This window comes from Pseudomonas citrullilanati (assembly GCF_030580855.1).
Classification (GTDB): domain Bacteria; phylum Pseudomonadota; class Gammaproteobacteria; order Pseudomonadales; family Pseudomonadaceae; genus Aquipseudomonas; species Aquipseudomonas citrulli.
Map to the genome: position 1 here is coordinate 267194 of NZ_JAUQOP010000002.1, position 22180 is coordinate 289373.

The 22180-nt window shown below is 64.1% G+C and carries 27 protein-coding genes; 10 read left to right on the top strand and 17 right to left on the bottom strand.

The annotated features are described in order from the left end of the window. Window positions 1-230 precede the first annotated feature (230 nt). From ftsY to rpoH, 4 genes are all read left to right on the top strand, one after another. Entirely contained in the window at window positions 231-1673 is a 1443-nt protein-coding gene (gene ftsY / locus Q6A48_RS02770) for a signal recognition particle-docking protein FtsY (RefSeq protein ID WP_304551798.1), read from the top strand. Further along, window positions 1670-2341: a cell division ATP-binding protein FtsE gene (gene ftsE / locus Q6A48_RS02775; RefSeq protein ID WP_024778908.1), complete on the top strand. Its 672-nt coding sequence runs from the start codon at window positions 1670-1672 to the stop codon at window positions 2339-2341. The genes ftsY and ftsE overlap by 4 nt, the downstream gene beginning before the upstream one ends. Continuing rightward, on the top strand, window positions 2338-3360 hold the full coding sequence (gene ftsX / locus Q6A48_RS02780; RefSeq protein ID WP_304551804.1) for a permease-like cell division protein FtsX: 1023 nt from the start codon (window positions 2338-2340) through the stop codon (window positions 3358-3360). The genes ftsE and ftsX overlap by 4 nt, the downstream gene beginning before the upstream one ends. Window positions 3361-3471: 111 nt before the next feature. Continuing rightward, on the top strand, window positions 3472-4326 hold the full coding sequence (gene rpoH / locus Q6A48_RS02785) for an RNA polymerase sigma factor RpoH (protein WP_304551805.1): 855 nt from the start codon (window positions 3472-3474) through the stop codon (window positions 4324-4326). Window positions 4327-4515: 189 nt separating this feature from the next. Here rpoH and mtgA read toward each other — a convergent pair whose 3' ends face one another. Then, on the bottom strand, window positions 4516-5238 hold the full coding sequence (gene mtgA, locus Q6A48_RS02790) for a monofunctional biosynthetic peptidoglycan transglycosylase (RefSeq protein WP_304551806.1): 723 nt from the start codon (window positions 5236-5238) through the stop codon (window positions 4516-4518). Window positions 5239-5311: 73 nt separating this feature from the next. Here mtgA and Q6A48_RS02795 point away from each other — a divergent pair, with 73 nt between their 5' ends. The 4 genes from Q6A48_RS02795 to trmB all read left to right on the top strand — a co-directional run bounded on the left by Q6A48_RS02795 (window position 5312) and on the right by trmB (window position 7568). Beyond that, on the top strand, window positions 5312-5692 hold the full coding sequence (locus tag Q6A48_RS02795; protein ID WP_304551808.1) for a DUF423 domain-containing protein: 381 nt from the start codon (window positions 5312-5314) through the stop codon (window positions 5690-5692). Window positions 5693-5783: 91 nt separating this feature from the next. Next, complete coding sequence (gene thiS / locus Q6A48_RS02800; protein WP_215003732.1) at window positions 5784-5984, top strand: sulfur carrier protein ThiS; 201 nt, start codon at window positions 5784-5786, stop codon at window positions 5982-5984. A 54-nt stretch (window positions 5985-6038) separates the two neighbouring features. Continuing rightward, on the top strand, window positions 6039-6833 hold the full coding sequence (locus tag Q6A48_RS02805; protein ID WP_304551814.1) for a thiazole synthase: 795 nt from the start codon (window positions 6039-6041) through the stop codon (window positions 6831-6833). A 9-nt stretch (window positions 6834-6842) separates the two neighbouring features. Continuing rightward, on the top strand, window positions 6843-7568 hold the full coding sequence (gene trmB / locus Q6A48_RS02810; protein WP_304551815.1) for a tRNA (guanosine(46)-N7)-methyltransferase TrmB: 726 nt from the start codon (window positions 6843-6845) through the stop codon (window positions 7566-7568). A 163-nt stretch (window positions 7569-7731) separates the two neighbouring features. On the opposite strand, the gene Q6A48_RS02815 is transcribed toward trmB, so the two are convergent. The 9 genes from Q6A48_RS02815 to Q6A48_RS02855 all read right to left on the bottom strand — a co-directional run bounded on the left by Q6A48_RS02815 (window position 7732) and on the right by Q6A48_RS02855 (window position 14487). Continuing rightward, complete coding sequence (locus tag Q6A48_RS02815; RefSeq protein WP_304551816.1) at window positions 7732-8055, bottom strand: DUF3392 domain-containing protein; 324 nt, start codon at window positions 8053-8055, stop codon at window positions 7732-7734. Window positions 8056-8074: 19 nt separating this feature from the next. Then, window positions 8075-9274, bottom strand: a complete 1200-nt coding sequence (gene hemW / locus Q6A48_RS02820) for a radical SAM family heme chaperone HemW (protein WP_304551817.1) — start codon at window positions 9272-9274, stop codon at window positions 8075-8077. Continuing rightward, complete coding sequence (rdgB, locus tag Q6A48_RS02825) at window positions 9271-9867, bottom strand: RdgB/HAM1 family non-canonical purine NTP pyrophosphatase (RefSeq protein WP_304551818.1); 597 nt, start codon at window positions 9865-9867, stop codon at window positions 9271-9273. Before rdgB ends, hemW begins: the two co-directional genes overlap by 4 nt. Next, window positions 9864-10301 carry a DUF4426 domain-containing protein gene (locus Q6A48_RS02830; protein ID WP_304551819.1) on the bottom strand — a complete coding sequence of 146 codons (438 nt, stop codon included), beginning with the start codon at window positions 10299-10301 and terminating at the stop codon, window positions 9864-9866. Before Q6A48_RS02830 ends, rdgB begins: the two co-directional genes overlap by 4 nt. 25 nt (window positions 10302-10326) lie before the next feature. After that, window positions 10327-10947 carry a methionine biosynthesis protein MetW gene (gene metW, locus Q6A48_RS02835; RefSeq protein WP_304551820.1) on the bottom strand — a complete coding sequence of 207 codons (621 nt, stop codon included), beginning with the start codon at window positions 10945-10947 and terminating at the stop codon, window positions 10327-10329. Window positions 10948-10954: 7 nt separating this feature from the next. Continuing rightward, window positions 10955-12094, bottom strand: coding sequence for a homoserine O-succinyltransferase MetX (gene metX / locus Q6A48_RS02840; RefSeq protein WP_304551821.1), 1140 nt, complete (start codon window positions 12092-12094; stop codon window positions 10955-10957). 244 nt (window positions 12095-12338) lie between these two features. Next, window positions 12339-12929: a YggT family protein gene (locus Q6A48_RS02845; protein WP_304551822.1), complete on the bottom strand. Its 591-nt coding sequence runs from the start codon at window positions 12927-12929 to the stop codon at window positions 12339-12341. Window positions 12930-12939: 10 nt separating this feature from the next. Beyond that, window positions 12940-13758, bottom strand: a complete 819-nt coding sequence (gene proC, locus Q6A48_RS02850) for a pyrroline-5-carboxylate reductase (protein WP_304551823.1) — start codon at window positions 13756-13758, stop codon at window positions 12940-12942. A 42-nt stretch (window positions 13759-13800) separates the two neighbouring features. Next, the gene (locus Q6A48_RS02855; protein WP_304551824.1) at window positions 13801-14487 is read right to left on the bottom strand and encodes a YggS family pyridoxal phosphate-dependent enzyme; all 687 of its coding nucleotides are present in this window, start codon (window positions 14485-14487) and stop codon (window positions 13801-13803) included. A gap of 55 nt (window positions 14488-14542) precedes the next feature. On the opposite strand from Q6A48_RS02855, the gene Q6A48_RS02860 reads away from it, so the two are divergent. Next, window positions 14543-15577 (top strand): type IV pilus twitching motility protein PilT, encoded by a 1035-nt coding sequence (locus Q6A48_RS02860; protein WP_304551825.1) that lies wholly within the window; start codon window positions 14543-14545, stop codon window positions 15575-15577. Between the two features lie 164 nt (window positions 15578-15741). Here the strand turns inward: Q6A48_RS02860 and Q6A48_RS02865 are convergent, their stop codons facing one another. Further along, on the bottom strand, window positions 15742-16359 hold the full coding sequence (locus tag Q6A48_RS02865) for a C40 family peptidase (protein ID WP_304551826.1): 618 nt from the start codon (window positions 16357-16359) through the stop codon (window positions 15742-15744). 248 nt (window positions 16360-16607) lie between these two features. Between Q6A48_RS02865 and Q6A48_RS02870 the strand changes: the two genes are divergently transcribed. Then, a complete protein-coding gene (locus Q6A48_RS02870; RefSeq protein ID WP_304551827.1) occupies window positions 16608-17036 on the top strand; it encodes an NINE protein in 429 nt (142 codons plus the stop codon). A 113-nt stretch (window positions 17037-17149) separates the two neighbouring features. Here the strand turns inward: Q6A48_RS02870 and Q6A48_RS02875 are convergent, their stop codons facing one another. From Q6A48_RS02875 to Q6A48_RS02900, 6 genes are all read right to left on the bottom strand, one after another. Next, on the bottom strand, window positions 17150-18421 hold the full coding sequence (locus Q6A48_RS02875) for a dihydroorotase (protein ID WP_304551828.1): 1272 nt from the start codon (window positions 18419-18421) through the stop codon (window positions 17150-17152). Then, the gene (locus Q6A48_RS02880) at window positions 18418-19422 is read right to left on the bottom strand and encodes an aspartate carbamoyltransferase catalytic subunit (RefSeq protein WP_042731348.1); all 1005 of its coding nucleotides are present in this window, start codon (window positions 19420-19422) and stop codon (window positions 18418-18420) included. Before Q6A48_RS02880 ends, Q6A48_RS02875 begins: the two co-directional genes overlap by 4 nt. Window positions 19423-19446: 24 nt before the next feature. After that, window positions 19447-19953 carry a bifunctional pyr operon transcriptional regulator/uracil phosphoribosyltransferase PyrR gene (gene pyrR / locus Q6A48_RS02885; RefSeq protein ID WP_304551829.1) on the bottom strand — a complete coding sequence of 169 codons (507 nt, stop codon included), beginning with the start codon at window positions 19951-19953 and terminating at the stop codon, window positions 19447-19449. 83 nt (window positions 19954-20036) lie between these two features. Continuing rightward, complete coding sequence (gene ruvX / locus Q6A48_RS02890; RefSeq protein ID WP_304551830.1) at window positions 20037-20474, bottom strand: Holliday junction resolvase RuvX; 438 nt, start codon at window positions 20472-20474, stop codon at window positions 20037-20039. Continuing rightward, complete coding sequence (locus Q6A48_RS02895) at window positions 20474-21043, bottom strand: YqgE/AlgH family protein (protein WP_304551831.1); 570 nt, start codon at window positions 21041-21043, stop codon at window positions 20474-20476. Before Q6A48_RS02895 ends, ruvX begins: the two co-directional genes overlap by 1 nt. Window positions 21044-21218: 175 nt before the next feature. After that, window positions 21219-22115, bottom strand: a complete 897-nt coding sequence (locus tag Q6A48_RS02900) for an energy transducer TonB (protein ID WP_304551833.1) — start codon at window positions 22113-22115, stop codon at window positions 21219-21221. Window positions 22116-22180: the final 65 nt, after the last annotated feature.

Sequence of the window (22180 nt, forward strand, 5' to 3'; positions counted from 1 at the left end):
AGGGCTGTTTGGGTTCTGCGCAGAAACACCGGGTTAGCGTGTCGATCCCGACGTTTTCGCCGATGATGCCGTACCAGTCCTTTGAAAAAATCAGCCATGAGGTGTCCCCGGGACATTTCGACAATCTGTTGCCCGTGAACAAGCTGGGTGAAACGCAGTCTGTTCAGCATCGAATATTTATCACCGAGGTGCCCTCGTGGCGCTTCGCTACCGTGAGATAGCCGTCCTCCATGTTTGGTTCCAACGACGACAAGAAGACCCCAGCTGCGGCTGGCGAGAAGAAAGGCCTGTTCGGATGGCTGCGCAAGAAGCCGCAGGAAACCGTCGTCGAGCAGCCGCAAGCGCCGCTTGAGCCCGCCGCCGAGCCGGTGGCCGAGGAAGCCGCGCCCATCGTCCTGCCGATTGCCGAGCCGGTGCTGCAACCGGTCGAGGCCGAACCCGAGCCCGCCGCCGAGCCGCTGGTAGAACAGCCGCTGGCCCCGCCCGCCGGGCAAGCGCCCTGGCTGACCTTGCCGGTGGCGGAAGAACCGGTGGCGCTGGTCGACGAGGCGCAGGCCTCGCAGGTCGCCCCGCCGATCCCGGCAGCTACCGAGCCTGTCGTCGCGCCGGTGGTACCACCAGTTGCCGATGTGCCGGCGGCGGTCGCCACGCCGGCCGTCCCGGTGCCTGCCGCCGGGCCCGTGCCAGTGCCCGCAGAGCCCGAGGCCCCGGCGCAACCGGTGCGCGCCAGCGAAGAGACCAAGGTCGGCTTCTTTGCCCGCCTCAAGCAAGGCCTGTCGAAGACCAGCGCCAGCATCGGCGAGGGCATGGCCAGCCTGTTCCTGGGCAAGAAGGTCATCGATGACGAATTGCTGGAAGACATCGAGACCCGCCTGTTGACCGCCGATGTTGGCGTCGAGGCAACGTCGGTGATCATCAAGAGCCTGACCCAGAAAGTCGCGCGCAAGCAGTTGACCGACGCCGACGCGTTGTACAAGTCCCTGCAGGACGAGCTGACCAACCTGCTCAAGCCGGTGGAACAACCCCTGGTGATCGCGTCCCGGGACAAGCCGTACGTGATCCTGGTGGTGGGCGTCAACGGCGCCGGCAAGACCACCACCATCGGCAAGTTGGCGAAGAAACTGCAGCTGGAGGGCAAGAAAGTCATGCTCGCCGCGGGCGACACCTTCCGCGCAGCCGCCGTGGAGCAACTGCAAGTGTGGGGTGAGCGCAACAAGATCGCGGTGATCGCCCAGCACACCGGTGCCGATTCGGCCTCGGTGATCTTCGACGCCGTGCAGGCCGCCAAGGCCCGCGGCATCGACGTGTTGATCGCCGACACCGCCGGTCGCCTGCACACCAAGGACAACCTGATGGAGGAGCTGAAAAAGGTCCGCCGGGTCATCGGCAAGCTCGACGCCGAGGCACCTCACGAAGTGCTGCTGGTGCTGGACGCCGGCACCGGCCAGAACGCCATCAGCCAGGCCAAGCAATTCAACCAGACCGTCGAATTGACCGGGCTGGCCCTGACCAAGCTCGATGGCACCGCCAAGGGCGGGGTGATCTTCGCCCTGGCCAAGCAGTTCGGCCTGCCTATTCGCTACATCGGCGTGGGTGAAGGCATCGACGACCTGCGCACCTTTGAAGCCGAGCCCTTTGTCCAGGCGCTGTTTGCCGAGCGGGAGCATTCATGATTCGTTTCGAACAGGTCGGTAAGCGCTATCCGAACGGGCACGTCGGCCTGCATGAGCTGAGCTTTCGGGTCCGCCGCGGCGAGTTTCTGTTTGTCACCGGCCATTCCGGCGCCGGTAAGAGCACCTTGTTGCGCCTGCTGCTGGCAATGGAGCGGCCCACCACCGGCAAGCTGCTGCTGGCCGGCCAGGACCTGAGCACCATCAGCAACGCCCAGATTCCCTACCTGCGCCGGCAGATCGGCGTGGTGTTCCAGAATCACCAGCTGCTGTTCGATCGCACCGTGTTCAACAACGTGGCCCTGCCGCTGCAGATCCTCGGGCTGTCCAAGGCCGAGATCAACAAGCGCGTCGATTCGGCCCTCGAGCGCGTGGCCCTGTCGGACAAGACCGACCTGTACCCCGGCGACCTGTCCACCGGCCAGCAACAGCGCGTCGGCATTGCCCGCGCCATCGTCCATCGCCCGGCCTTGCTGCTGGCGGACGAACCCACCGGTAACCTCGACCCGCGCCTGGCGGCGGAAATCATGGGCGTGTTCGAAGACATCAACCGCCTGGGTACCAGCGTGCTGATCGCCAGTCACGACCTGGCCTTGATCGCCCGCATGCGTCACCGCATGCTCACCTTGCAACGTGGCCGACTGATCGGTGACGGGGAGGCTGGTGTATGAGTGCAACCCGTAGCCCGAAAGTGGCCGAGCGCGTGGCGCCAAAGGCCTCCGACCCGCAGCCGCAAAAGAAGAAGCGCGACGATGATGACGGCCCGGACTTCCCGACGCTGCTGCGTGCCTGGATCGAAAGCCATCGTGCCAGCCTGCTGGACAGCCTGCGGCGCCTGGGCAAGCAGCCCATCGGCAGCTTCTTCACCTGCATGGTGATGGCGGTCGCCTTGAGCTTGCCGATGGGGCTGTCGTTGCTGCTCAACAACGTGGAGCGCCTCGGTGGCTCCTGGCAGCGTGCGGCGCAGATCTCCCTGTACCTGCAACTGGAAGCGACACCGGGCGAAGGCCAGGCGCTGCGCGAGCAGATCATGGCCATGCCGGGTGTGGCCGATGCCGAATACATCAGCCGCGAGCAGGCGCTCGAGGAGTTCCAGCAACAGTCCGGCCTGGGCGAAGCCCTCAAGGAGTTGCCGCAGAACCCGCTGCCGGGCGTGGTGCTGGTGACGCCGAAGGAGGTCGACAAGCCGACCCTTGAAGCATTGAGACAAAAACTTTCCGAATTGCCCAAGGTACAACAGGCCCAGCTTGATCTAGTCTGGGTCGAGCGTCTGGCGGCGATCCTCAAGCTCGGCGACCGGTTCGTCTTCGGCCTGACGGTGCTGCTGGTTTCTGCATTACTTTTGGTGATAGGCAATACCATTCGTCTTCATATTGAAAACCGCCGCACCGAGATAGAAGTGATTAAACTCGTCGGCGGCACGGACAGTTATGTGCGCAGGCCCTTCCTCTACATGGGCGCGCTGTATGGCTTCGGTGCCGGGATCCTGTCCTGGGGTGTATTGGCGTTCGGCCTGGATTGGCTGAACGATGCGGTGGTGGGGCTGGCCGGCTTGTACGGCAGCGACTTCGCACTGGCCGGCGTGCCAGTCGCCGACGGTCTGTCGCTCTTGCTTGGCGCCGTGCTGTTGGGTTATATCGGTGCATGGATTGCGGTAGCACGCCACTTGCGTGAGCTTGCACCAAAATAGTGATTTTGCGCGTATTGACCTTTCAGTTTTTGTGGGAACTTGTCCTACGGTTCCCGGTCAATTTTCGCAGTGCTGAACTGCACGAGTTATGTGAGTCGGAGGTTTTTTCGTATGACCACTTCTTTGCAACCTGCTTATGCCTTGGTCCCAGGTGCGAACCTGGAGGCGTATGTGCACACGGTGAACAGCATTCCCTTGCTGACGCCCGAGCAGGAGCGTGAACTGGCCGAGAGTCTCTATTATGAGCAGGATCTTGAGGCGGCTCGGCAGATGGTGCTCGCCCACCTGCGTTTTGTCGTACATATCGCCCGCAGCTATTCCGGCTACGGGCTGGCCCAGGCCGACCTGATCCAGGAAGGCAACGTAGGCCTGATGAAGGCGGTCAAGCGTTTCAACCCGGAAATGGGCGTGCGCCTGGTGTCGTTTGCGGTGCACTGGATCAAGGCAGAAATCCACGAGTTCATCCTGCGCAACTGGCGCATCGTGAAGGTCGCCACCACCAAGGCCCAGCGCAAGCTGTTCTTCAACCTGCGCAGCCAGAAGAAACGCCTGGCCTGGCTGAACAACGAAGAAGTCCACCGCGTGGCCGAAAGCCTGGGCGTGGAGCCGCGGGAAGTCCGCGAGATGGAAAGCCGCCTGACCGGCCACGACATGGCCTTCGACCCGGCCGCCGAAGCGGACGACGACAGCGCCTTCCAATCGCCGGCCAACTACCTGGAAGACCACCGGTACGACCCGGCCCGGCAACTGGAAGACGCCGACTGGAGCGACAACTCCAACACCAACCTGCACGAAGCGCTGGAAGTGCTGGACGAGCGCAGCCGCGACATCCTCTACCAGCGCTGGCTGGCCGAGGAAAAAGCCACGCTGCACGACCTGGCGCAGAAGTACAACGTGTCAGCCGAGCGGATTCGCCAGCTTGAGAAAAGCGCGATGAACAAGCTCAAGATGTCGATTGCGGCTTGACCGGCGCAACGCAATGAGAAAACGCCTCGATCAGTGATGATCGGGGCGTTTTTGTTTGTACTCAATGTCAGAGCCGGCACAGCTCCTGTGGGAGCGAGCTTGCTCGCGATGGCAATTGAGCATTCAACAGAGAGGCTGACTGTTCCACCGTCATCGCGAGCAAGCTCGCTCCCACAGGGGAGCGAGCGCCTACTGAGCCCAAGGCGCCCGCCGCGCATGATCGAGTTCCAGCAGGTAGCTGTCGCCCCCCAGCTGGCTCATCTGTTGGCGAATCCAACTGGCCCGTCGCAGCACGTAGGGGCTCGGCCGGCTGGCGCTCCACTTGCGCGGGTTTGGCAGGACGGCCGCCAGCAGGCTGGCTTGTTGCCGGGACAAGGCGCTGGCGCCGGTGTGAAAGTGATGGCGCGCAGCGGCCTCCGCCCCGAACACGCCGTCGTCCCATTCGACGCTGTTGAGGTACACCTCGAGAATCCGCTGCTTGGGCCAGAACACTTCGATCAGCCCGGTGAACCAGGCTTCCAGGCCCTTGCGCAGCCAACTGCGGCCCGACCACAAAAACAGGTTCTTGGACACTTGCTGGCTGAGGGTGCTGGCACCGCGAATCGAACCGCCGCGTTCATTGTGGGCGAGCGCGGCCTGGATCGCGCCAATGTCGAAGCCCCAGTGTTCGGGAAACTTCTGGTCTTCGCCGGCCATCACGGCGACCTTGAGGCTGTCGGAGATCTGGTCCCAGGGCTGCCAGGTGCGTTGCAGGTCGATGGGCTCGCCGTTGAACCAGGATTGGACCTTGCGCTCGATCATCAGCGCCGTGAACGGTGGCGGCACGACGCGCAACAGCAGCACCAGGACAACGCTGCCGACGGCGAACCAGAGCAGGGCTTTGAGGAATCGTCGAAACAATGAACGCAGCATAGAGATGGCTTGGCCGAACCGGTCGAGCGGGCCATTATACAGACCCTGTCCCCCGCGTCTGATTGGAGTTCTCATGCTGCGTAGCTTTCTGATGCTGGCCGCTTTTTTCGGTTTCACCGGCGTGGCGCTCGGGGCCTTCGCCGCCCACGGCCTGAAAAACCGCCTGAGCGCCGATTACTTGGCGATTTTCCATACCGGCGTCACCTACCAACTGGTGCACACCCTGGCATTGCTGGGCGTTGCGTTGCTGGCCACGCACATTCCCGGGCGCATCGTCACTTGGGCCGGGATTTCCTTCGTCATCGGCATCCTGCTGTTCTCCGGCAGCCTGTACCTGCTGACGCTCACAGGCATCAGCAAGCTGGGCATCATCACCCCGTTGGGTGGCGTGGCGTTCCTGGTCGGCTGGCTGTGCCTGGGCATCGCCGCCTGGCGCCTGCAACTTGCGGCTTGAAGCTTGTAGCTTGTAGCTGACCAAGGGACTTGGGTCCCCCGGACTGATCGGGCTAGAATGCCTGCCCCTAAAAATGATGGCGGCATCCGGCATGCGCATTCAGTTGAACGGCGAACCCCTTGACCTGCCCGACGGTGAAACCGTCGCGGCCCTGCTGACCCGCCTGGAACTCGCCGGGCGACGTGTCGCGGTGGAGCTCAACCTGGATATCGTCCCGCGCAGCCAGCACGCCGACACCACCCTCAACGAGGGTGACCAGGTTGAAGTCGTGCACGCCATTGGTGGCGGCTAGTCGCTCCGGTTCCATCGTTTTTCGCAAGAACCTCACCCCAACAGAGGATTTCCCATGAGCATCGTTCGTAGCGACAAGCCCTTCGTCCTGGCCGGTCGTACCTACCAGTCGCGCTTGCTGGTAGGCACCGGCAAGTACCGCGACATGGAAGAGACCCGCCTGGCCATCGAAGCCTCGGGCGCCGAAATCGTGACCGTCGCCGTACGCCGGACCAACATCGGCCAGAACCCGGGCGAACCGAACCTGCTGGATATCCTGCCGCCGGATCGCTACACCATCCTGCCGAACACCGCTGGCTGCTTCGACGCCACCGAAGCCGTGCGCACCTGCCGCCTGGCCCGTGAGCTGCTCGATGGACACAACCTGGTGAAGCTGGAAGTGCTGGCCGACCAGAAGACCCTGTTCCCCAACGTGATCGAAACCCTCAAGGCCGCTGAAACCCTGGTCAAGGAAGGCTTCGACGTGATGGTCTACACCAGCGACGACCCGATCATCGCCCGTCAACTGGCAGAAATCGGCTGCATCGCGGTCATGCCGCTGGCCGGCCTGATCGGTACGGGCCTGGGAATCTGCAACCCGTACAACCTGCAGATCATCCTCGAAGAAGCCAAGATCCCGGTGCTGGTGGATGCCGGCGTCGGTACCGCCTCCGACGCCACCATCGCCATGGAGCTGGGTTGCGAAGCGGTGCTGATGAACTCGGCCATCGCCCACGCCCAGCAACCGGTGCTGATGGCCGAAGCGATGAAGCACGCCATCGTGGCCGGGCGCCTGGCGTACCTGGCCGGCCGCATGCCGAAAAAACTTTACGCCAGCGCCTCCTCGCCGCTGGATGGTCTGATCAAGTAAGAGCCATTGATGACTGAATCGAACGACACGCCTGTCCAGCCGGACGAAGGCGAAGAGCGCCAACACCGCCGCATCAAGAGTTTCGTGATGCGCGCCGGGCGCATGACTGAAGGCCAGCAACGCGGCCTGGAGCAGGGCGCGCCGCTATTTGTCCTGCCGCTTGCCGATGCGCCGGTGGACTTCGACCAAGTGTTCGGCCGCTCGGCCCCGCGCTCGCTGGAAATCGGTTTTGGCATGGGCCACTCGTTGCTGGAGATGGCCGCCGCGGCCCCGGAACAGGATTTCATCGGCGTGGAAGTGCACCGTCCCGGTGTCGGTGCGCTGCTCAACGGCGTGCTGACCCAGGGGCTGACCAACCTGCGGGTCTACGATTGCGACGCCATCGAAGTGCTCAACCGTTGCGTGGCCGACAACAGCCTCGACCGGCTGATGCTGTTCTTCCCGGACCCTTGGCACAAGAGCCGCCATCACAAGCGCCGCATCGTCCAGGCTTCGTTCGCCGAGCTGGTGCGCAGCAAGTTGAAGGTCGGTGGCGTGCTGCACATGGCCACCGACTGGGAGCCCTACGCCGAATACATGCTGGAAGTGATGAACGTCGCGCCGGGCTACCGCAACCTCGCCGAAGACGGCCGGTACGTCCCGCGTCCGGCCGAACGACCGATCACCAAGTTCGAGCGCCGCGGCGAGCGGCTGGGGCATGGGGTCTGGGATTTGAAGTTCGAGAAGCTGGCGTAGGCCATACGCAATACCACTGTGGGAGCAGAGCTACTGTGGGAGCAAGGCTTGCCCGCGATAGCAGCGCCTCGGTACCCAATTGAACCCCGGGTTTGCCTGCATCGCGAGCAAGCTTTGCTCCCACAAAGCCCGCTCCCACATGTGTTCTGGGGTGCCTGTCGGCTCAGCGCCGATCCGCCACCACCCCAATCAACACCAATACCACCAACAACACCGGCGCCAGGCTGTAGTTGTTGAACTGGCTCAGCCCGCGCACCACCCACGGCGTGGCGTAGATCAGGGCGGCGCCACTGCCGATCATGCACAGCAGGGCGATCAATGGCACGCGCAACGCGCCGGCGATGCTGCCCAGGCGTTGTTCGACCCAGGCCTTGATGTCCGCACCGAACAGCACCAGCAAGCAGCCAACCAGCGCCAGGGAGATGTCCGACAGGTTGCTGCGGCTCCAGCGGGACACGGTGGCCAGCAGGTCGAGTACCAGATCCATTCGATTTCCTTAGTGTTGATCAGCTCAGAAAGGTCTGCAGCAAGTCATTGAGAAACAGTTGCCCGCGCGCGGTGGCCGCCAGGCGTGACGGTTCGACCTGCAACAACCCGCTTTGTTCGGCTTCGCGGCGGCCATCTGCCAGGCTTTGCAGGGGCAGGCCGGTGCGTTCCGGGTACAGCCGGGCATCCACACCCTGGGTCAGGCGCAGGGCGTTCATCAGGAACTCGAACGGCAATTCTTCGTTGGCCAGAGCCTTCTCGCCGGCCAGGAAGCGTTTGGCCGGGTTGAGGTAGTCCTTGGGCAGGCGCGTCTTCCAGGTGCGCACGATGCGCCCGTCCGGATGGCTGAGCTTGCCGTGGGCACCGGCGCCGATGCCGATGAAGTCGCCGAAGCTCCAGTAATTGAGGTTGTGCCGTGCCGCCCGGCCGGGCTGGGCGTAGGCCGAGACTTCGTACTGGGCGTAGCCGTGTTCGGCGAGCAGGGCCTGGCCGGCTTCCTGGATGTCCCACAGGGTGTCGTCTTCCGGCAGCGTCGGCGGCTGGTTCCAGAACACCGTATTGGGTTCCAGCGTCAGTTGGTACCAGGAGATATGCGTCGGCTTCAAGGCGATGGCCTGGCGCAGGTCGCCCAGGGCATCCTCCAGGGACTGGTCGGGCAGGCCGTGCATCAGGTCCAGGTTGAAGTTGTCGAACCCGGCCTGGCGGGCCATGTCGGCGGCGCGCACGGCTTCGTCACCGTTGTGGATACGTCCCAGGGCCTCGAGCTTGGCCTGCTGGAAGCTCTGGATGCCGATGGACAGGCGATTGATGCCCAGCGCCCGGTAGGCGACGAACTTGGCTTGCTCGAACGTGCCGGGGTTGGCTTCCAGGGTGATTTCGATGTCGGGGGCGAACGCAATGCGCGCCTCGACGCCCTTGAGCAGCCGGCCCAGGGCCTGGGCGCTGAACAGGCTGGGCGTGCCGCCACCGAAGAAGATCGAGCTCAGGGCCCGGCCATGCACCCCGTGCAGGTCCTGGTCGAGGTCGGCCAGCAAGGCGTCGACGTATTCCTCTTCCGGCAGCTGCGGGCTGGCGGTGTGGGAGTTGAAGTCGCAGTAGGGGCATTTGCGTACGCACCACGGGATGTGGATGTACAACGCCAGGGGCGGCAACACCGGCAGTGGCGCCCGGGGCGTGTGTGCGCCGCCGTGGATCAGCGGCGCGGGGACGTCATTGCTCATTGCAGGCCCAGGCGCTGGCGCAGCAGGACCATGGCGCGGGCGCGGTGGCTCAGTTGGTTCTTTTCCTGCGGGCCCAGTTCGGCGCTGGAGCAACTGCGTTCCGGCACCCAGAACAGCGGGTCGTAGCCAAAGCCGTGCGCGCCGCGGGCCTCGGTGAGGATGCGCCCATGCCACAGGCCTTCGCAGAGGATCGGCAGCGGGTCGTCGGCGTGCCGCACCAGGGCCAGGACGCAGACGAACTGCGCGCCGCGCTGGGCTTCGGGCACATCCCTGAGGGCCTCGAGCAGCTTGGCATTGTTCGCCGCGTCGCCCTGGCCGTCGGCATAACGGGCCGAATAGATGCCCGGCGCGCCGCCCAGGAAGTCCACCGCCAGCCCGGAGTCGTCGGCCAGGGCCGGCAGGCCGGACAGGCGCGCGGCGTTGCGGGCCTTGAGGATGGCGTTCTCGACGAACGACAGGCCGGTTTCTTCAGGCTCCACCTGGCTGAACTCGCCGATCGAGCGCAATTGCACCGACCCGCCGAGCATGGCCTGGAGTTCCTTGAGTTTGCCGGCGTTGTGGCTGGCGAGTACGAGTTGGGTGAGGTTCATCATTCGCCGGGGAACAGTTCCTGGTTGAAGTTGAGGGTGTTGATCTTGTCGCCGGTCTGCACCTTGATCTCGAAGGTGCGGGTTTCCTGCTGCTCCACCGGGTATTGGGCGATGTAGTAGATCGCACTTTGCTGCTCGATGACCTGGCGGAACGCCAGCGGGACCGTCTTGCCGGTCAGGTCCTTGATCGTGCCGCTGACCTGGGCCATCAAGGGCTTGCCGTCCTTGATCACCGAGACATTGATCACCCCCTGGTTCTTGCTGCGCACCAGCTCGGCGGCCTTGGCGATGTCCGGCGTCAGGAAGGTGGAGTTGAAGGTGTTGTAGTGCACGGTGACGTCACCGAACGCTTCCTTGCGCTCGGCCTTGATGACGTCGGTGGCCATGACGCCGGCGCTCAGGCAGGCGGTGATGAGAAACAACGCGAGACGTTTCATGTCGTGCTCCTGTCAGGGCCGGGGTTCACACCGCGACCTGGTAGTCGGAGAGGCCTGGGCTGCTGACCCGATAGATGCCGATCTCACCTAACAGATTAGGCCATAGCTTGCTGGCCCACCCGTGGCGGTGCTGCTGGTCCACGGCCAGGCGATCGATGACCTTGGCTTCACGTTCGCGGCACAACGCCTCGAAATCCGCGAAGGTGCAAAAGTGGATGTTCGGCGTGTTGTACCACGTGTACGGCAGGAACTCCGACACCGGCATGCGGCCCTTGCTCGCCAGGTACCAGCGGCAGCGCCAGTGACCGAAGTTGGGGAAGGTGATGATGCACTGGCGCCCGACCCGGAGCATTTCGTCGAGGATCTTGTCCGGGTAATGCACCGCTTGCAGGGCCTGGGTCATGACCACGATGTCGAAGCTGTTGCTGGCGAAGTTGCCCAGGCCCTTGTCCAGGTCCTGCTCGATGACGTTGATGCCCTTGGCGACGCATTCGGCGATGTTGTCCGGGTCGTTTTCCAGGCCATAGCCGCTGACTTGTTTGTTGTCACGCAGCCAGGTCAGCAGTTCGCCGTCGCCACAGCCCAGGTCGAGCACGCGGCTGCCGGCGGGGATCCATTCCTGGATGATTTCCAGATCGGCTCTCATGGCGTCCTCACAGCGTTATACGGTTCATGTAGTTGCCGAACGCCTGCAGGTAGCGCGGGATCGGGATCAAAAAGGCGTCGTGGCCCTGGGGGGCGTCGATTTCCAGGTAGCAGACGTCCTTGCGCGCGGCCATCAGTGCGTCCACCAGTTCACGGGAGCGCGCCGGGGAAAAGCGCCAGTCGGTGGTGAATGACATCACGCAGAACTTGGCGGTGGCGCCGGCGAAGGTCTTCGCCAGGTCATCGTCGAAGTTTGCCGCCGGATCGAAGTAGTCCAGGGCCTTGGTCATCAGCAGGTAGGTGTTGGCGTCGAAGCGCCCGGAAAACTCCTCGCCCTGGTAACGCAGGTAGCTTTCCACCTGGAACTCGACGCTGTGGAAGTCGTAGTTGAGCTTTTCGCTCTTGAGGCCGCGGCCGAATTTCTCGCCCATGGAGTCGTCGGACAGGTAGGTGATGTGCCCGACCATCCGCGCCAGCATCAGCCCGCGCTTGGGGATCACCCCGTGTTCCTGGAACGAGCCGCCATGGAACTCCGGGTCGGTGAGGATCGCCTGGCGCGCCACTTCGTTGAAGGCGATGTTCTGTGCCGACAGCTTGGGGGCCGAAGCGATCGCCAGGCAGTGGCGCACGCGGTCCGGGTAGGTGATGGTCCACTGCAGTGCTTGCATGCCGCCCAGGCTGCCGCCGATCACCGCCGCCCACTGGCCGATGCCGAGGCGGTCGGCCAGGCGTGCCTGGCTGTGGACCCAGTCTTCCACGGTCAGCACCGGGAAGTCGGCGCCGAAAGGCCTGCCGGTGTCCGGGTTGAGGCTGCTGGGGCCGGTGGAACCGTTGCAGCCACCGAGGTTGTTCAGGCTGACCACGAAGAACCGGTTGGTGTCGATGGGCTTGCCCGGGCCGATGCAACTGTCCCACCAGCCCGGCTTGCGGTCGTCGACGCTGTGGTAGCCGGCGGCGTGGTGATGGCCCGACAAGGCGTGGCAGATCAGCACGGCATTGCTCGCCGTGGCGTTGAGGGTACCGTAGGTTTCGTAGATCAGGTCATAGGCCGGCAACGAGCGACCACAGGCCAGGGCCAGGGGCTCGCTGAAATGCGCCACTTGCGGCGTCACCAGACCAACGGAATCGGCGGGAAAGGCAGCTGGCATCGACCCTGCTCTCGTTGAAATGAGGCGTAAGTCTAAAGACCGCTGGGGTTAGCGGCAAGCAAACGGCGGCGCTGATTGTGTGGCGAGGGGATTTATCCCCGATGGGCTGCATGGCAGCCCCACAGCAGGCAACCCAACCCGTCTGATGCATCTGCATGGACAGGTTTCAGGGCTGCTTTGCAGCCCAGCGGGGATAAATCCCCTCGCCACAAAGTGCGCATGCCTTGGCCTGGAGTGGGCCCGGTCAGATCAGCAGACGCAGGATCTCCGGCATCAGGGTCATGGCCGCGAGGTTGTTGATCACCAGCATGTCGATCAGCTTGAGCACCATGAACGCCAGGATCGGCGAGATATCCAGGCCGCCGAGGTTCGGCACGATGCGGCGGAACGGGGCCAGGGCCGGTTCGCAGATCTGGTTCACCAGTTCGGCGCCCGGGTTGTGGCTACCGGGGGCGACCCACGACAGGATCACGCTGATGATCATGGCGAAGAAGAAAATCTTCAGGAACAGCGCGGTCACGCCAATGATCGACCAGATCAGCAGTTGCAGCGGGTTGCCGGTGGTGCCGTAGGTCAGCAGCAGGGTCAGGGCCATCAGCGCCATCTGCACGAGGATGGCCAGCACCAGCGACGACATGTCCAGGCCGAACAGGCTCGGGATGACCCGGCGCAGGGGCTTGAGCAGCGGCTGGGTGGCCTTGACGACGAACTGGCACAGCGGGTTGTAGAAGTTGGCGCGCACCAGTTGCAGCACGAAGCGCAGCAGCACGATCAGCAGGTACAGGCTGCCAAGGGTTTGCAGCACGTAGACCGCTGCGGTGTTCAATCCAATCATGAATGGCTCCTTATTGACCCAGTTGTTCGGCCATTTCGGCCGAGCGGTGCGCGGCGGCGCCGAGTGCTTTTTCCACCAGGGCTTCGAAGCCTCCGGCCTGGAACGATTTGATGGCCGCTTCGGTGGTGCCGGCCGGCGAGGTGACGCGGCGGCGCAATTCGGCGGCATCGACGTCGCTGGATACCACCATGTGGGCCGCGCCAAGGGCGGTCTGCGCCGTCAGCTTCGCGGCGATCTCCCGGGGCAGGCCGAGTTTCTCGCCGGCAGCGGTCATGGCTTCCACCAGCAGGAAGAAGTACGCCGGGCCCGAGCCCGAGACCGCCGTGACCGCGTCCAGTTGCTGTTCGGTGTCCAGCCACAGCGCCAGGCCCACGGCCGACAGCAGCTCTTGCGCCTGCTGGCGTTGCTCGGCGCTCACCCGGGCGGTGGCGAACAGGCCGCTGACGCCCTGGCGCAGCAACGCCGGGGTATTGGGCATGCACCGGACGATGGGCTGGTCGCCCAGCCATGCGTTCATGCTGGCGCAGGTGATGCCGGCGGCAATCGACACCACCAGTTGATGGGGCTCGAGGCTCGGGCGAAGGGCTTCGCACACGCTTTTCATCGCCTGGGGCTTGACCGCCAGTACGATGACGTCCGCGCCGTCGATGGCCTGGGCATTGTCGGCAAAGGTGTCGATGCCGTGCTCGCTGCTGACCCGGCCGCGGGTTTCCTCGCCCGGATCGCTGGCGCGGATCTGCGAGGCGTCCAGGCCCTTGGCCCGCAGGCCGCCGATCAGGCTGGCGGCCATGTTGCCGGCGCCGATGAAGGCAATACGCATGTTGCTCATGACTGGTCCTTGATTAGAGAGTTGAGTCGGCATGGCTCGGGTTCAGCCAGCGCTGTAGTCGCGGGCGCCAAACAGGGCCGTCCCGATGCGGACCCAGGTGGCGCCTTGGGCGATGGCCGACTCGAGGTCATGGCTCATGCCCATGGAAAGGGTGTCCAGCGGCAGGTCCAGGCTCGCTTGCAGGCGTTGCACGGCGGCGAACGCGGCGTCCTGGGCGGCCCGGTCCTCGGTTGGCTCGGGAATGGCCATCAGCCCTCGCAGCTTCAGGTTCGGCAAGGCGCCGATGGCCGCGGCCAGGGCGGGCAGGTCCGCCGGGGTGCAGCCGGACTTGCTGGCTTCGCCGCTGACGTTGACCTGGATGCAGATGTTCAGCGGCGGCAACCCGGCAGGGCGCTGTTCGGACAGGCGCTGGGCAATTTTCAAGCGGTCCACGGAATGCACCCAATCGAAATGTTCGGCAATAGCGCGCGTCTTGTTCGATTGAATGGGGCCGATGAAGTGCCAGATCAAGGGCAGGTCGGTGAGTTCGGCCTGTTTGCCCAGGGCCTCTTGCAGGTAGTTTTCGCCGAAGTCCCGCACGCCGGCGGCGTAGGCTTCGCGCAGGGCCTGGGCGGGCTTGGTCTTGCTCACGGCCAGCAGGTGGACACTCTGTCCGGTGCGCTGGGCGGCCTGTTCCGCCGCGCGGATGCGCGATCTAACCTGAGCGATGTTGTCTGCTATCGTGGACATAAAGAAGCGCCAGCGGTCTGAGGTTCGCGGCATTCTACTGGAATTGAGGAGCGCTATGGATATCACTGAACTGCTGGCGTTCAGCGCCAAACAGGGGGCGTCGGACCTGCACCTGTCCGCCGGGTTGCCGCCCATGATCCGGGTCGATGGCGATGTGCGGCGGATCAACCTGCCGGCACTGGATCACAAGCAGGTCCATGAGTTGATCTACGACATCATGAATGACCGGCAGCGAGTGGATTACGAAAAGTTTCTGGAGACCGACTTTTCCTTCGAGGTACCGGGCGTCGCCCGCTTCCGGGTCAACGCGTTCAACCAGAATCGCGGCGCGGGGGCGGTGTTCCGGACCATTCCGTCGAAGGTCCTGACCATGGAAGACCTGGGGATGGGGGACGTGTTTCGCAAAGTGACCGAATCACCCCGGGGCCTGGTCCTGGTGACCGGGCCGACCGGCTCGGGCAAGTCCACCACCCTGGCGGCGATGATCGACTACCTCAACAGCCACAAGCACCATCACATCCTCACCATCGAAGACCCGATCGAATTCGTCCACGAGCCGCGCAAGTGCCTGATCAACCAGCGCGAGGTGCACCGCGACACCCAGGGCTTTTCAACGGCCCTGCGCTCGGCCTTGCGGGAAGACCCGGACGTGATCCTGGTGGGGGAAATGCGTGACCTGGAAACCATCCGCCTGGCGCTCACCGCGGCGGAGACCGGGCACCTGGTGTTCGGCACGCTGCACACCACGTCGGCGGCCAAGACCATCGACCGGGTGGTGGACGTGTTCCCGGGGGACGAGAAGTCCATGGTGCGTTCGATGCTGTCGGAATCGCTGCAGGCGGTGATCTCCCAGACACTGGTGAAGAAGATCGGCGGCGGCCGCGTCGCCGCCCACGAGATCATGCTGGGCACGTCGGCCATTCGAAACCTGATCCGCGAAGACAAGATCGCCCAGATGTACTCGTCGATCCAGACCGGCGGGTCGTTGGGCATGCAGACCCTGGACATGTGCCTCAAGGACCTGGTGGCCAAGGGTTTGATCAGCCGCGAACATGCGCGGGAGCGGGCGCGTACGCCGGATAATTTCTAGGGGAAGCGGCGTGGTCTGTGGCGAGGGGATTTATCCCCGTTGGGGTGCGAAGCAGCCCCAAATGGCTAGCCTGAAATAAGGTTCAAGCCTAATGCATTGTTGGGGGCGCTTCGCACCCCAGCGGGGATAAATCCCCTCGCCACAGGGGCCATGCACAGTTTGGATCAGCGCTGGACCACCCGCAATCCGCCCGGCTCTTTTGGCAGCACGCGCTTGGCAACCACGTAGTGGGTGTCCCAGTACGGCTTGTTCAGGGTGTCGATGGTCACCGACTTGCCGCGGCGCGGGGCATGGATGAAGCGGTCGTTGCCCAGGTAGATCGCCACGTGGTTGACCCGGCGGCTCTTGAGCTTGAAGAAGATCAGGTCGCCCGGCTTGAGGTCCTTGCGCTCGACTTTCTCGCCATGCCCGGCGGCCATCGCGTTGGACGTGCGCGGCAGGTCGAAGGTGGCGTCGTTGAAGGCGTACTTCACCAGCCCGCTGCAATCGAAGCCTTTACTTGGGCTGCTGCCGCCCCAACGATAAGGTGTGCCGAGCACGTTGACGGCGCGGCTCAGCACGTTGCTGCTAGTCTTGCTCGCCATGGGCGGCACCAGCTTGCTGTTGGCGGTACCTGGGCGTTGCGCAGTGGGTTTGTTCTTGCTCGAACTCGAAGGCGCAACCACATGGGATTTCGGGGTATAGCCGTTGATGTTGGGAAGACGTTGCTCACGATTGGTGGCGTGGGCGGCCAGTGGCAATAATAGGCAAATGGTTAGCCATGTCTTGAAAATTGGACGCATTAGGCAGGGCTCATAAAGGTTAGCGCGCAACTTTATAACAGCTTTTTTTGCGATTCCGAGGCCGTTTGTCGATTGCGAACCTCGGGTAAAACCCGCTCAAGTGCGACAAATTGGCCTGATTGTCCGACACAACCCCGGTGACACGGGGCTTTCGCCGAATCTGCGCGGGGAAGACCGCTTGTCGGCAAGACACGAAAAAGTCACAAAAGGTCAGAAAAAATTTATCTATCGAGGCAAAGAGACTCTTCATGAACAGCTATCAACCGGATGCCATCCACGACACCCACAGCAAGATCATTGGCTATCTGTTGTGGATTTTCGGCTTCACCGGCGCCCACCGCTTCTATTACGGCAAGCCGGTGACCGGCACGATCTGGTTCTTCACCTTTGGCCTGCTGGGCATCGGCTGGCTGATCGACCTGTTCCTGATCCCGGCCATGGACCGCGAGGCAGACCTGCGCTTCACCCCGGGGCCCATCGAGTACACGGTGGCGTGGATCCTGCTGACGTTCCTCGGCGTGTTTGGCGTGCACCGCATGTATCAGGGCAAATGGCTCAGCGGGATCGTCTACCTGCTGACGGGCGGGGTGTTTTTCCTGGGAGTGCTGTATGACTTCTGGACGTTGAACGACCAGGTTTCGATTCGCAATGCGCAGAAGCGTGGGGCTTTCCGGTAAGACCGTGTCGGCTGCATCGCGAGCAAGCTCGCTCCCACAGGGATCTTCAGAGCACACATTATTTGTGAGCACCTCAAATCCATTGTGGGAGCGAGCTTGCTCGCGATGCGGTATCAGGCCTGGTGGGTAATCCGCCCATCCATCAGCGTATAACGCACCACGCCCGGCAAGCTGTGGCCCAGGAACGGACAGTTGTCGCCCTTCGAGCGCCAGGCTTCGCCGGCCACGGTTGAGGCGGCGGGATCGAACAGCACCAGGTCGGCGGCCGCGCCAACCGCCAGTCGGCCGACCGGCAATTGCAACGCGGCGGCCGGGCCGGCGCTCAGGCGTGCCAGCAAGGTCGGCAGGTCGAGCAAGCCGTCTTCCACCAGGGTCATCGCCAGCGGCAGCAGCAGTTCGACGCTGCTGATGCCTGGCTCGGTGGCGCCGAACGGTGCCAGCTTGGCATCGCGCTCATGGGGCTGGTGATGGCTGGAGATGGCCGAGATCACCCCGGACTTCACCGCCTCGCGCAGGCCGTCGCGGTCGGCACGGGTGCGCAGCGGTGGCTGGACGTGATAGACGCTGTTGAAATCGATCAGCGCTTCGTCGGTCAGGATCAATTGGTACAGCGCTACGTCGGCGGTAACCGGCAGGCCCCGGGCCTGGGCCTGGGCGATCAGCGCCGCGCCACGGGCGCTGGTCAATTGGCTGAAGTGCGCGCGCACGCCGCTTTGCTCCACCAGCAGCAGGTCCCGGGCCAGGGCCACGGTCTCGGCGGTCTCCGGGATGCCCGGCAAGCCGAGGAAGCTGGCGGTCGGGCCTTCGTGGGCCAGGCCACCTTCGGCCAGGTCGTGATCCTGGGAGTGGAAAATCACTGTCAGACCGAAGGTCGCCGCGTATTCCAAGGCGCGGCACAGGGTACGGGTGTTGCGGAAGCTGTTCAGTCCGTTGCCGAACGCCACGCAGCCGGCATCGCGCAAGGCGATGAGTTCGGCCAGTTGCTCGCCGTCCAGGCCTTTGCTCAGTGCGCCGATCGGGAACACCTTGGTGTTGCCGGCCTCGCGGGCGCGGTCGAGGATCAGTTCGGCCACGGCCGAGGTGTCCAGCACCGGTCTGGTCTGTGGCGGGCAGCACAGGCTGGTCACGCCACCGGCGGCGGCGGCCCGGGTTTCGCTGACGATGCTGCCTTTGCGGCTGTAGCCGGGTTCGCGCAGGGCGACGTTCAGGTCCACCAGGCCCGGGGCGGCCACCAGGCCTTGGGCGTTGAGGGTCTCGACAGCGCTGAAGCCGGCGGGCGCGGCGCCCAGGGCGACGATCTTGCAGGCGTCGATGTGGATGTCGGTCACTTGATCCAGGCCGCTGGCCGGATCGATCACGCGTGCGCCGAGAATGCTGAGCTTCACTGGGCGTTCTCCTGGTCGAATTGGCGCTGGGCCGTTTGCCCGCTCATGGCCATGGACAGCACGGCCATGCGGATGGCGATGCCGTAGGTCACTTGGTTGAGGATCACCGAATGTGGCCCGTCGGCCACCGCCGACTCGATCTCCACCCCGCGGTTGATCGGGCCCGGGTGCATGACGATGGCGTCCGGCTTGGCCCCGGCCAGGCGGGCGGTGGTCAGGCCGTAAAGGCGGTAGAACTCGCCTTCGCTGGGCAGCAGGCCGCCGGTCATGCGTTCACGCTGCAGGCGCAGCATGATCACCACATCGACGTCCTTGAGGCCTTCGGTCATGTCGGTGTAGACCTTCACGCCGTACTGCTCGACGCCGATGGGCAGCAGGGTCTTCGGCGCGATCACGCGGATGTCCGGGCAGCCGAGGGTCTTGAGGGCCAGCATGTTCGAGCGGGCCACCCGCGAGTGCAGGATATCGCCGACGATGGCCACCGAGAGGTTCTCGAAGCTGCCCTTGTGCCGGCGGATGGTCAGCATGTCCAGCATGCCCTGGGTCGGGTGGGCGTGACGGCCATCGCCGCCGTTGATGATCGCCACCTGCGGGCAGACGTGTTCGGCAATGAAGTGCGCCGCGCCGGAATCACCGTGGCGCACGACGAACATGTCGGCGGCCATGGCTTCGAGGTTGCGCAGGGTGTCGAGCAGGGTTTCACCCTTGCTGGCCGAGGACGTCGACACGTTGAGGGTGATCACGTCCGCCGACAGCCGCTGGGCCGCCAGTTCGAAGGTGGTGCGGGTGCGGGTGGAGTTTTCGAAGAACACGTTGCACACGGTCTTGCCGCGCAGCAGCGGGACTTTCTTCACCGCCCGGGCGCCGACTTCGAGGAATGAGTCGGCAGTGTCGAGGATTTCCGTCAGCAGCTCGCGGCGCAAGCCGTCGAGGGACAGGAAATGCCGCAGCTGGCCCTGATCGTTGAGCTGCAGCGGGCGCTTGGTTTCGAGAGGCGTCATCGCGATGGACTCTTACAAGGGCAGTTAAAGGGCAAGGTCTTGCAGTTCGAGTTGCAGCGGCGAGGGCCCGGAGAGCTTGACCCGCTCGTGGGCGGCCAGCGCCAGCGTCGCGCCGACCACGTTCGGCCGGATCGGCAGCTCGGCGGCGTCCAGGTCCAACAGGCACACCAGGGTCACGCTGGCCGGGCGGCCGTAGTCGAACAGTTCGTTCATGGCGGCGCGGATGGTCCGCCCGCTCATCAGCACGTCGTCGATCAGCACCAGGTGCTGGCCTTCGATCTCGAACGGCAGGGCCGAGGGGCGCACCTGCGGGTGCAGGCCGTTCTGGCTGAAGTCGTCGCGGTAGAAGGACACGTCCAGGGTGCCCAGCGGCGCGTTGCTGCCCAGTTCATCGAGCAACGCCTGGGCGACCCAGACGCCACCGGTGCGAATGCCGATGTAGCGCGGTTCGTGGATGCCGCGTTGTTCCAGGTGTGCCGTGAGACGGATCGCCATCTGGCTGATCAGTTCGGCAGGGTTGGGCAGGCTCATGCTGGCTCCTTCAGGTTTCCGGGCCGGTGCGAGGGCGCGGTTCATCGCTAAAAGAAAGCGCCTTGGCGGCGCTTTGTAGAAAATCAGGTGTCGAACAGGGCGGCATTGGCATCGAGCCAGCCCTGCAGCAGCAGGGCGGCGGCGATGGCGTCCACCGGGTTGTCGCGGTAACTGCCTTTCTGCCCGCCACGTTCCAGGCGCTCGCCCTTGGCTTCGAACGTGGTGAGGCGTTCGTCGTGGGTATAGAAGGGCAGGTTGAAGCGACCGTTGAGCCTTCGGGCGAACTTTTCCGCCCGCAGGCACATGTCGCTGGGCGTGCCGTCCATGTTCAGGGGCAGGCCGACGACCACGGCATCGGGTTTCCATTCCTTGATCAGCGCTTCGACCTGGTTCCAGTCCGGTACGCCGTTCTGTGCCTTCAGGGTGCACAACTCCCGGGCCTGGCCGGTAATCACCTGGCCGACCGCCACGCCGATCTGTTTGGTGCCGTAATCGAAGCCCAGCAGCAAGCGCAGGGCCATCAGGCGTGTCCCGCCTGGCTGGTGAGCAGGCTGAGGTTGATCCCCAGGCGGCTGGCCGCCGCTTCCAGGCGCAATTCGCTGCTGGTGTTGAACAGGATGTCGGCGTCGAACGGGCAGGTCAGCCAGGCGTTGTCGGCCAGCTCGGCCTCCAGTTGCCCGGCTTCCCAGCCGGCATAGCCGAGGGCTATCAGGCTTTTTTCCGGGCCGACGCCGTCGGCGATGGCGAACAGCACGTCCTGGGACGTGGACAGCGACACGCCGTTCAGGTCCACCGTGGCCTGGTACTTGGGCCCCGACGGATGGAGCACGAACCCGCGGTCGGTCTGCACCGGGCCGCCGATGAAGATCGGTACATGCTGGCACAGCAATGGCGGCTCTACATCGGGGCGCAACTGCTCAAGGATGTCCGCCAGGTTCAGCTCCTGCGGGCGATTGATCACCAGCCCCATGGCGCCATTGGCCGTGTGCTCGACGATGTAGGTCAAGGTATGGGCAAAGTTCGGATCGGCCATGTGCGGCATGGCGATCAGGAATTGATGCTTGAGGTAGGTGGGGCTGACGTTTTTCATAGGCGCTAGTGTGGCGGCGCGGGGGCGAACTGACAAGCTGGGAAATACCTGAGGCTGTCACCAATCCCCTGTGGGAGCGAGCTTGCTCGCGATAGCAATGGATCATTCAACATAGAGGTCGACTGGCCTTCCGCTATCGCGAGCAAGCCCGCTCCCACAAGGGTTTGGCCGTGTGTCAGTTACTGGACAGCCGGTCACCCCGGGAGAACTTCCAGGTGCGGATGATCTCCAGCCGGTCGATGTCCGACAGATCCCCGGTAAACGGCGCGAAGGGCGCGGCCAGGCGTACGATCCGCTGGGCAGCCTGGTCCAGCAGCGGCTGGCCGGAGGATTCCAGCACCAGCACTTCATACAGCGAGCCGTCGCGGTTGATCGAGACCATCAGCCGCAGGTTGCCGTAGATCTGCTTGCGCCGGGCTTCGTCGGGGTAGTTCAGGTTGCCGATGCGCTCGACCTTCTTGCGCCACTCGTCCTTGTACCAGGCGCCCTTGTCGCGCATGGTCGAGGCGGCGCTCAGGCGGTGGATGCGCGGGCGCTTGGCATAGAGCTGCTGCTCCTGGGCCAGTTCGGCTTCCAGGCTGGCGATGTCGCTGGACAGCTGGGAACTGTCGAAGGTCGGGGCGGGTGCCTTGGGCTTGGGGTCGGGCTTGACCTCTTCCTTGACCGGGGCTTTCTTCGGCTTCGGTGCCACCGTGGTCACGGCGGCCTTCGGCGCGGTGTCCTGCACCTCGGGCTTGGCGGCCGGGGGCGGGCTGGTTTTCTGCACCTGATTGTCCTGGAACGGAGCGATCTCGGTGGTCTTGGGAATGGCCTTCTTTTCCAGGGTGCCGCTACCCTGCTGGTTTTCCTGGGCGAGAAAATCGGCCTTCGCCGGCTTGGTCTCGCTCTTGAAGGTGGCCAGGGTGATCTCCAGGGTCTGGCTGATCTGCTTGGGTTCGACCGTGGCAAATCCCACGCCCAGCAATACGGCCAGGTGGATCAACGCCGCCAGGAACAGGGTAAAGCCGAGGCGATCAGCCGGGCGCACGCCGCGATGGGCAAGCTCTTGGGGCAGATCGGACGGGAGGGTCATGACAAGGAAACCAACATCGCGTTTTTTTCAGGCCGGGCATGATAACGCAATGTGGGTTTCCTTCA

What these genes read in the sequence shown, in the direction of transcription:
- ftsY (WP_304551798.1), top strand. Translation starts at nt 231, where the DNA reads ATGTTTGGTTCCAACGACGACAAGAAGACCCCAGCTGCGGCTGGCGAG.
- ftsE (WP_024778908.1), top strand. Translation starts at nt 1,670, where the DNA reads ATGATTCGTTTCGAACAGGTCGGTAAGCGCTATCCGAACGGGCACGTC.
- ftsX (WP_304551804.1), top strand. Translation starts at nt 2,338, where the DNA reads ATGAGTGCAACCCGTAGCCCGAAAGTGGCCGAGCGCGTGGCGCCAAAG.
- rpoH (WP_304551805.1), top strand. Translation starts at nt 3,472, where the DNA reads ATGACCACTTCTTTGCAACCTGCTTATGCCTTGGTCCCAGGTGCGAAC.
- mtgA (WP_304551806.1), bottom strand. Translation starts at nt 5,238, where the DNA reads ATGCTGCGTTCATTGTTTCGACGATTCCTCAAAGCCCTGCTCTGGTTC.
- Q6A48_RS02795 (WP_304551808.1), top strand. Translation starts at nt 5,312, where the DNA reads ATGCTGCGTAGCTTTCTGATGCTGGCCGCTTTTTTCGGTTTCACCGGC.
- thiS (WP_215003732.1), top strand. Translation starts at nt 5,784, where the DNA reads ATGCGCATTCAGTTGAACGGCGAACCCCTTGACCTGCCCGACGGTGAA.
- Q6A48_RS02805 (WP_304551814.1), top strand. Translation starts at nt 6,039, where the DNA reads ATGAGCATCGTTCGTAGCGACAAGCCCTTCGTCCTGGCCGGTCGTACC.
- trmB (WP_304551815.1), top strand. Translation starts at nt 6,843, where the DNA reads ATGACTGAATCGAACGACACGCCTGTCCAGCCGGACGAAGGCGAAGAG.
- Q6A48_RS02815 (WP_304551816.1), bottom strand. Translation starts at nt 8,055, where the DNA reads ATGGATCTGGTACTCGACCTGCTGGCCACCGTGTCCCGCTGGAGCCGC.
- hemW (WP_304551817.1), bottom strand. Translation starts at nt 9,274, where the DNA reads ATGAGCAATGACGTCCCCGCGCCGCTGATCCACGGCGGCGCACACACG.
- rdgB (WP_304551818.1), bottom strand. Translation starts at nt 9,867, where the DNA reads ATGATGAACCTCACCCAACTCGTACTCGCCAGCCACAACGCCGGCAAA.
- Q6A48_RS02830 (WP_304551819.1), bottom strand. Translation starts at nt 10,301, where the DNA reads ATGAAACGTCTCGCGTTGTTTCTCATCACCGCCTGCCTGAGCGCCGGC.
- metW (WP_304551820.1), bottom strand. Translation starts at nt 10,947, where the DNA reads ATGAGAGCCGATCTGGAAATCATCCAGGAATGGATCCCCGCCGGCAGC.
- metX (WP_304551821.1), bottom strand. Translation starts at nt 12,094, where the DNA reads ATGCCAGCTGCCTTTCCCGCCGATTCCGTTGGTCTGGTGACGCCGCAA.
- Q6A48_RS02845 (WP_304551822.1), bottom strand. Translation starts at nt 12,929, where the DNA reads ATGATTGGATTGAACACCGCAGCGGTCTACGTGCTGCAAACCCTTGGC.
- proC (WP_304551823.1), bottom strand. Translation starts at nt 13,758, where the DNA reads ATGAGCAACATGCGTATTGCCTTCATCGGCGCCGGCAACATGGCCGCC.
- Q6A48_RS02855 (WP_304551824.1), bottom strand. Translation starts at nt 14,487, where the DNA reads ATGTCCACGATAGCAGACAACATCGCTCAGGTTAGATCGCGCATCCGC.
- Q6A48_RS02860 (WP_304551825.1), top strand. Translation starts at nt 14,543, where the DNA reads ATGGATATCACTGAACTGCTGGCGTTCAGCGCCAAACAGGGGGCGTCG.
- Q6A48_RS02865 (WP_304551826.1), bottom strand. Translation starts at nt 16,359, where the DNA reads ATGCGTCCAATTTTCAAGACATGGCTAACCATTTGCCTATTATTGCCA.
- Q6A48_RS02870 (WP_304551827.1), top strand. Translation starts at nt 16,608, where the DNA reads ATGAACAGCTATCAACCGGATGCCATCCACGACACCCACAGCAAGATC.
- Q6A48_RS02880 (WP_042731348.1), bottom strand. Translation starts at nt 19,422, where the DNA reads ATGACGCCTCTCGAAACCAAGCGCCCGCTGCAGCTCAACGATCAGGGC.
- pyrR (WP_304551829.1), bottom strand. Translation starts at nt 19,953, where the DNA reads ATGAGCCTGCCCAACCCTGCCGAACTGATCAGCCAGATGGCGATCCGT.
- ruvX (WP_304551830.1), bottom strand. Translation starts at nt 20,474, where the DNA reads ATGGCCCTGCGCTTGCTGCTGGGCTTCGATTACGGCACCAAACAGATC.
- Q6A48_RS02895 (WP_304551831.1), bottom strand. Translation starts at nt 21,043, where the DNA reads ATGAAAAACGTCAGCCCCACCTACCTCAAGCATCAATTCCTGATCGCC.
- Q6A48_RS02900 (WP_304551833.1), bottom strand. Translation starts at nt 22,115, where the DNA reads ATGACCCTCCCGTCCGATCTGCCCCAAGAGCTTGCCCATCGCGGCGTG.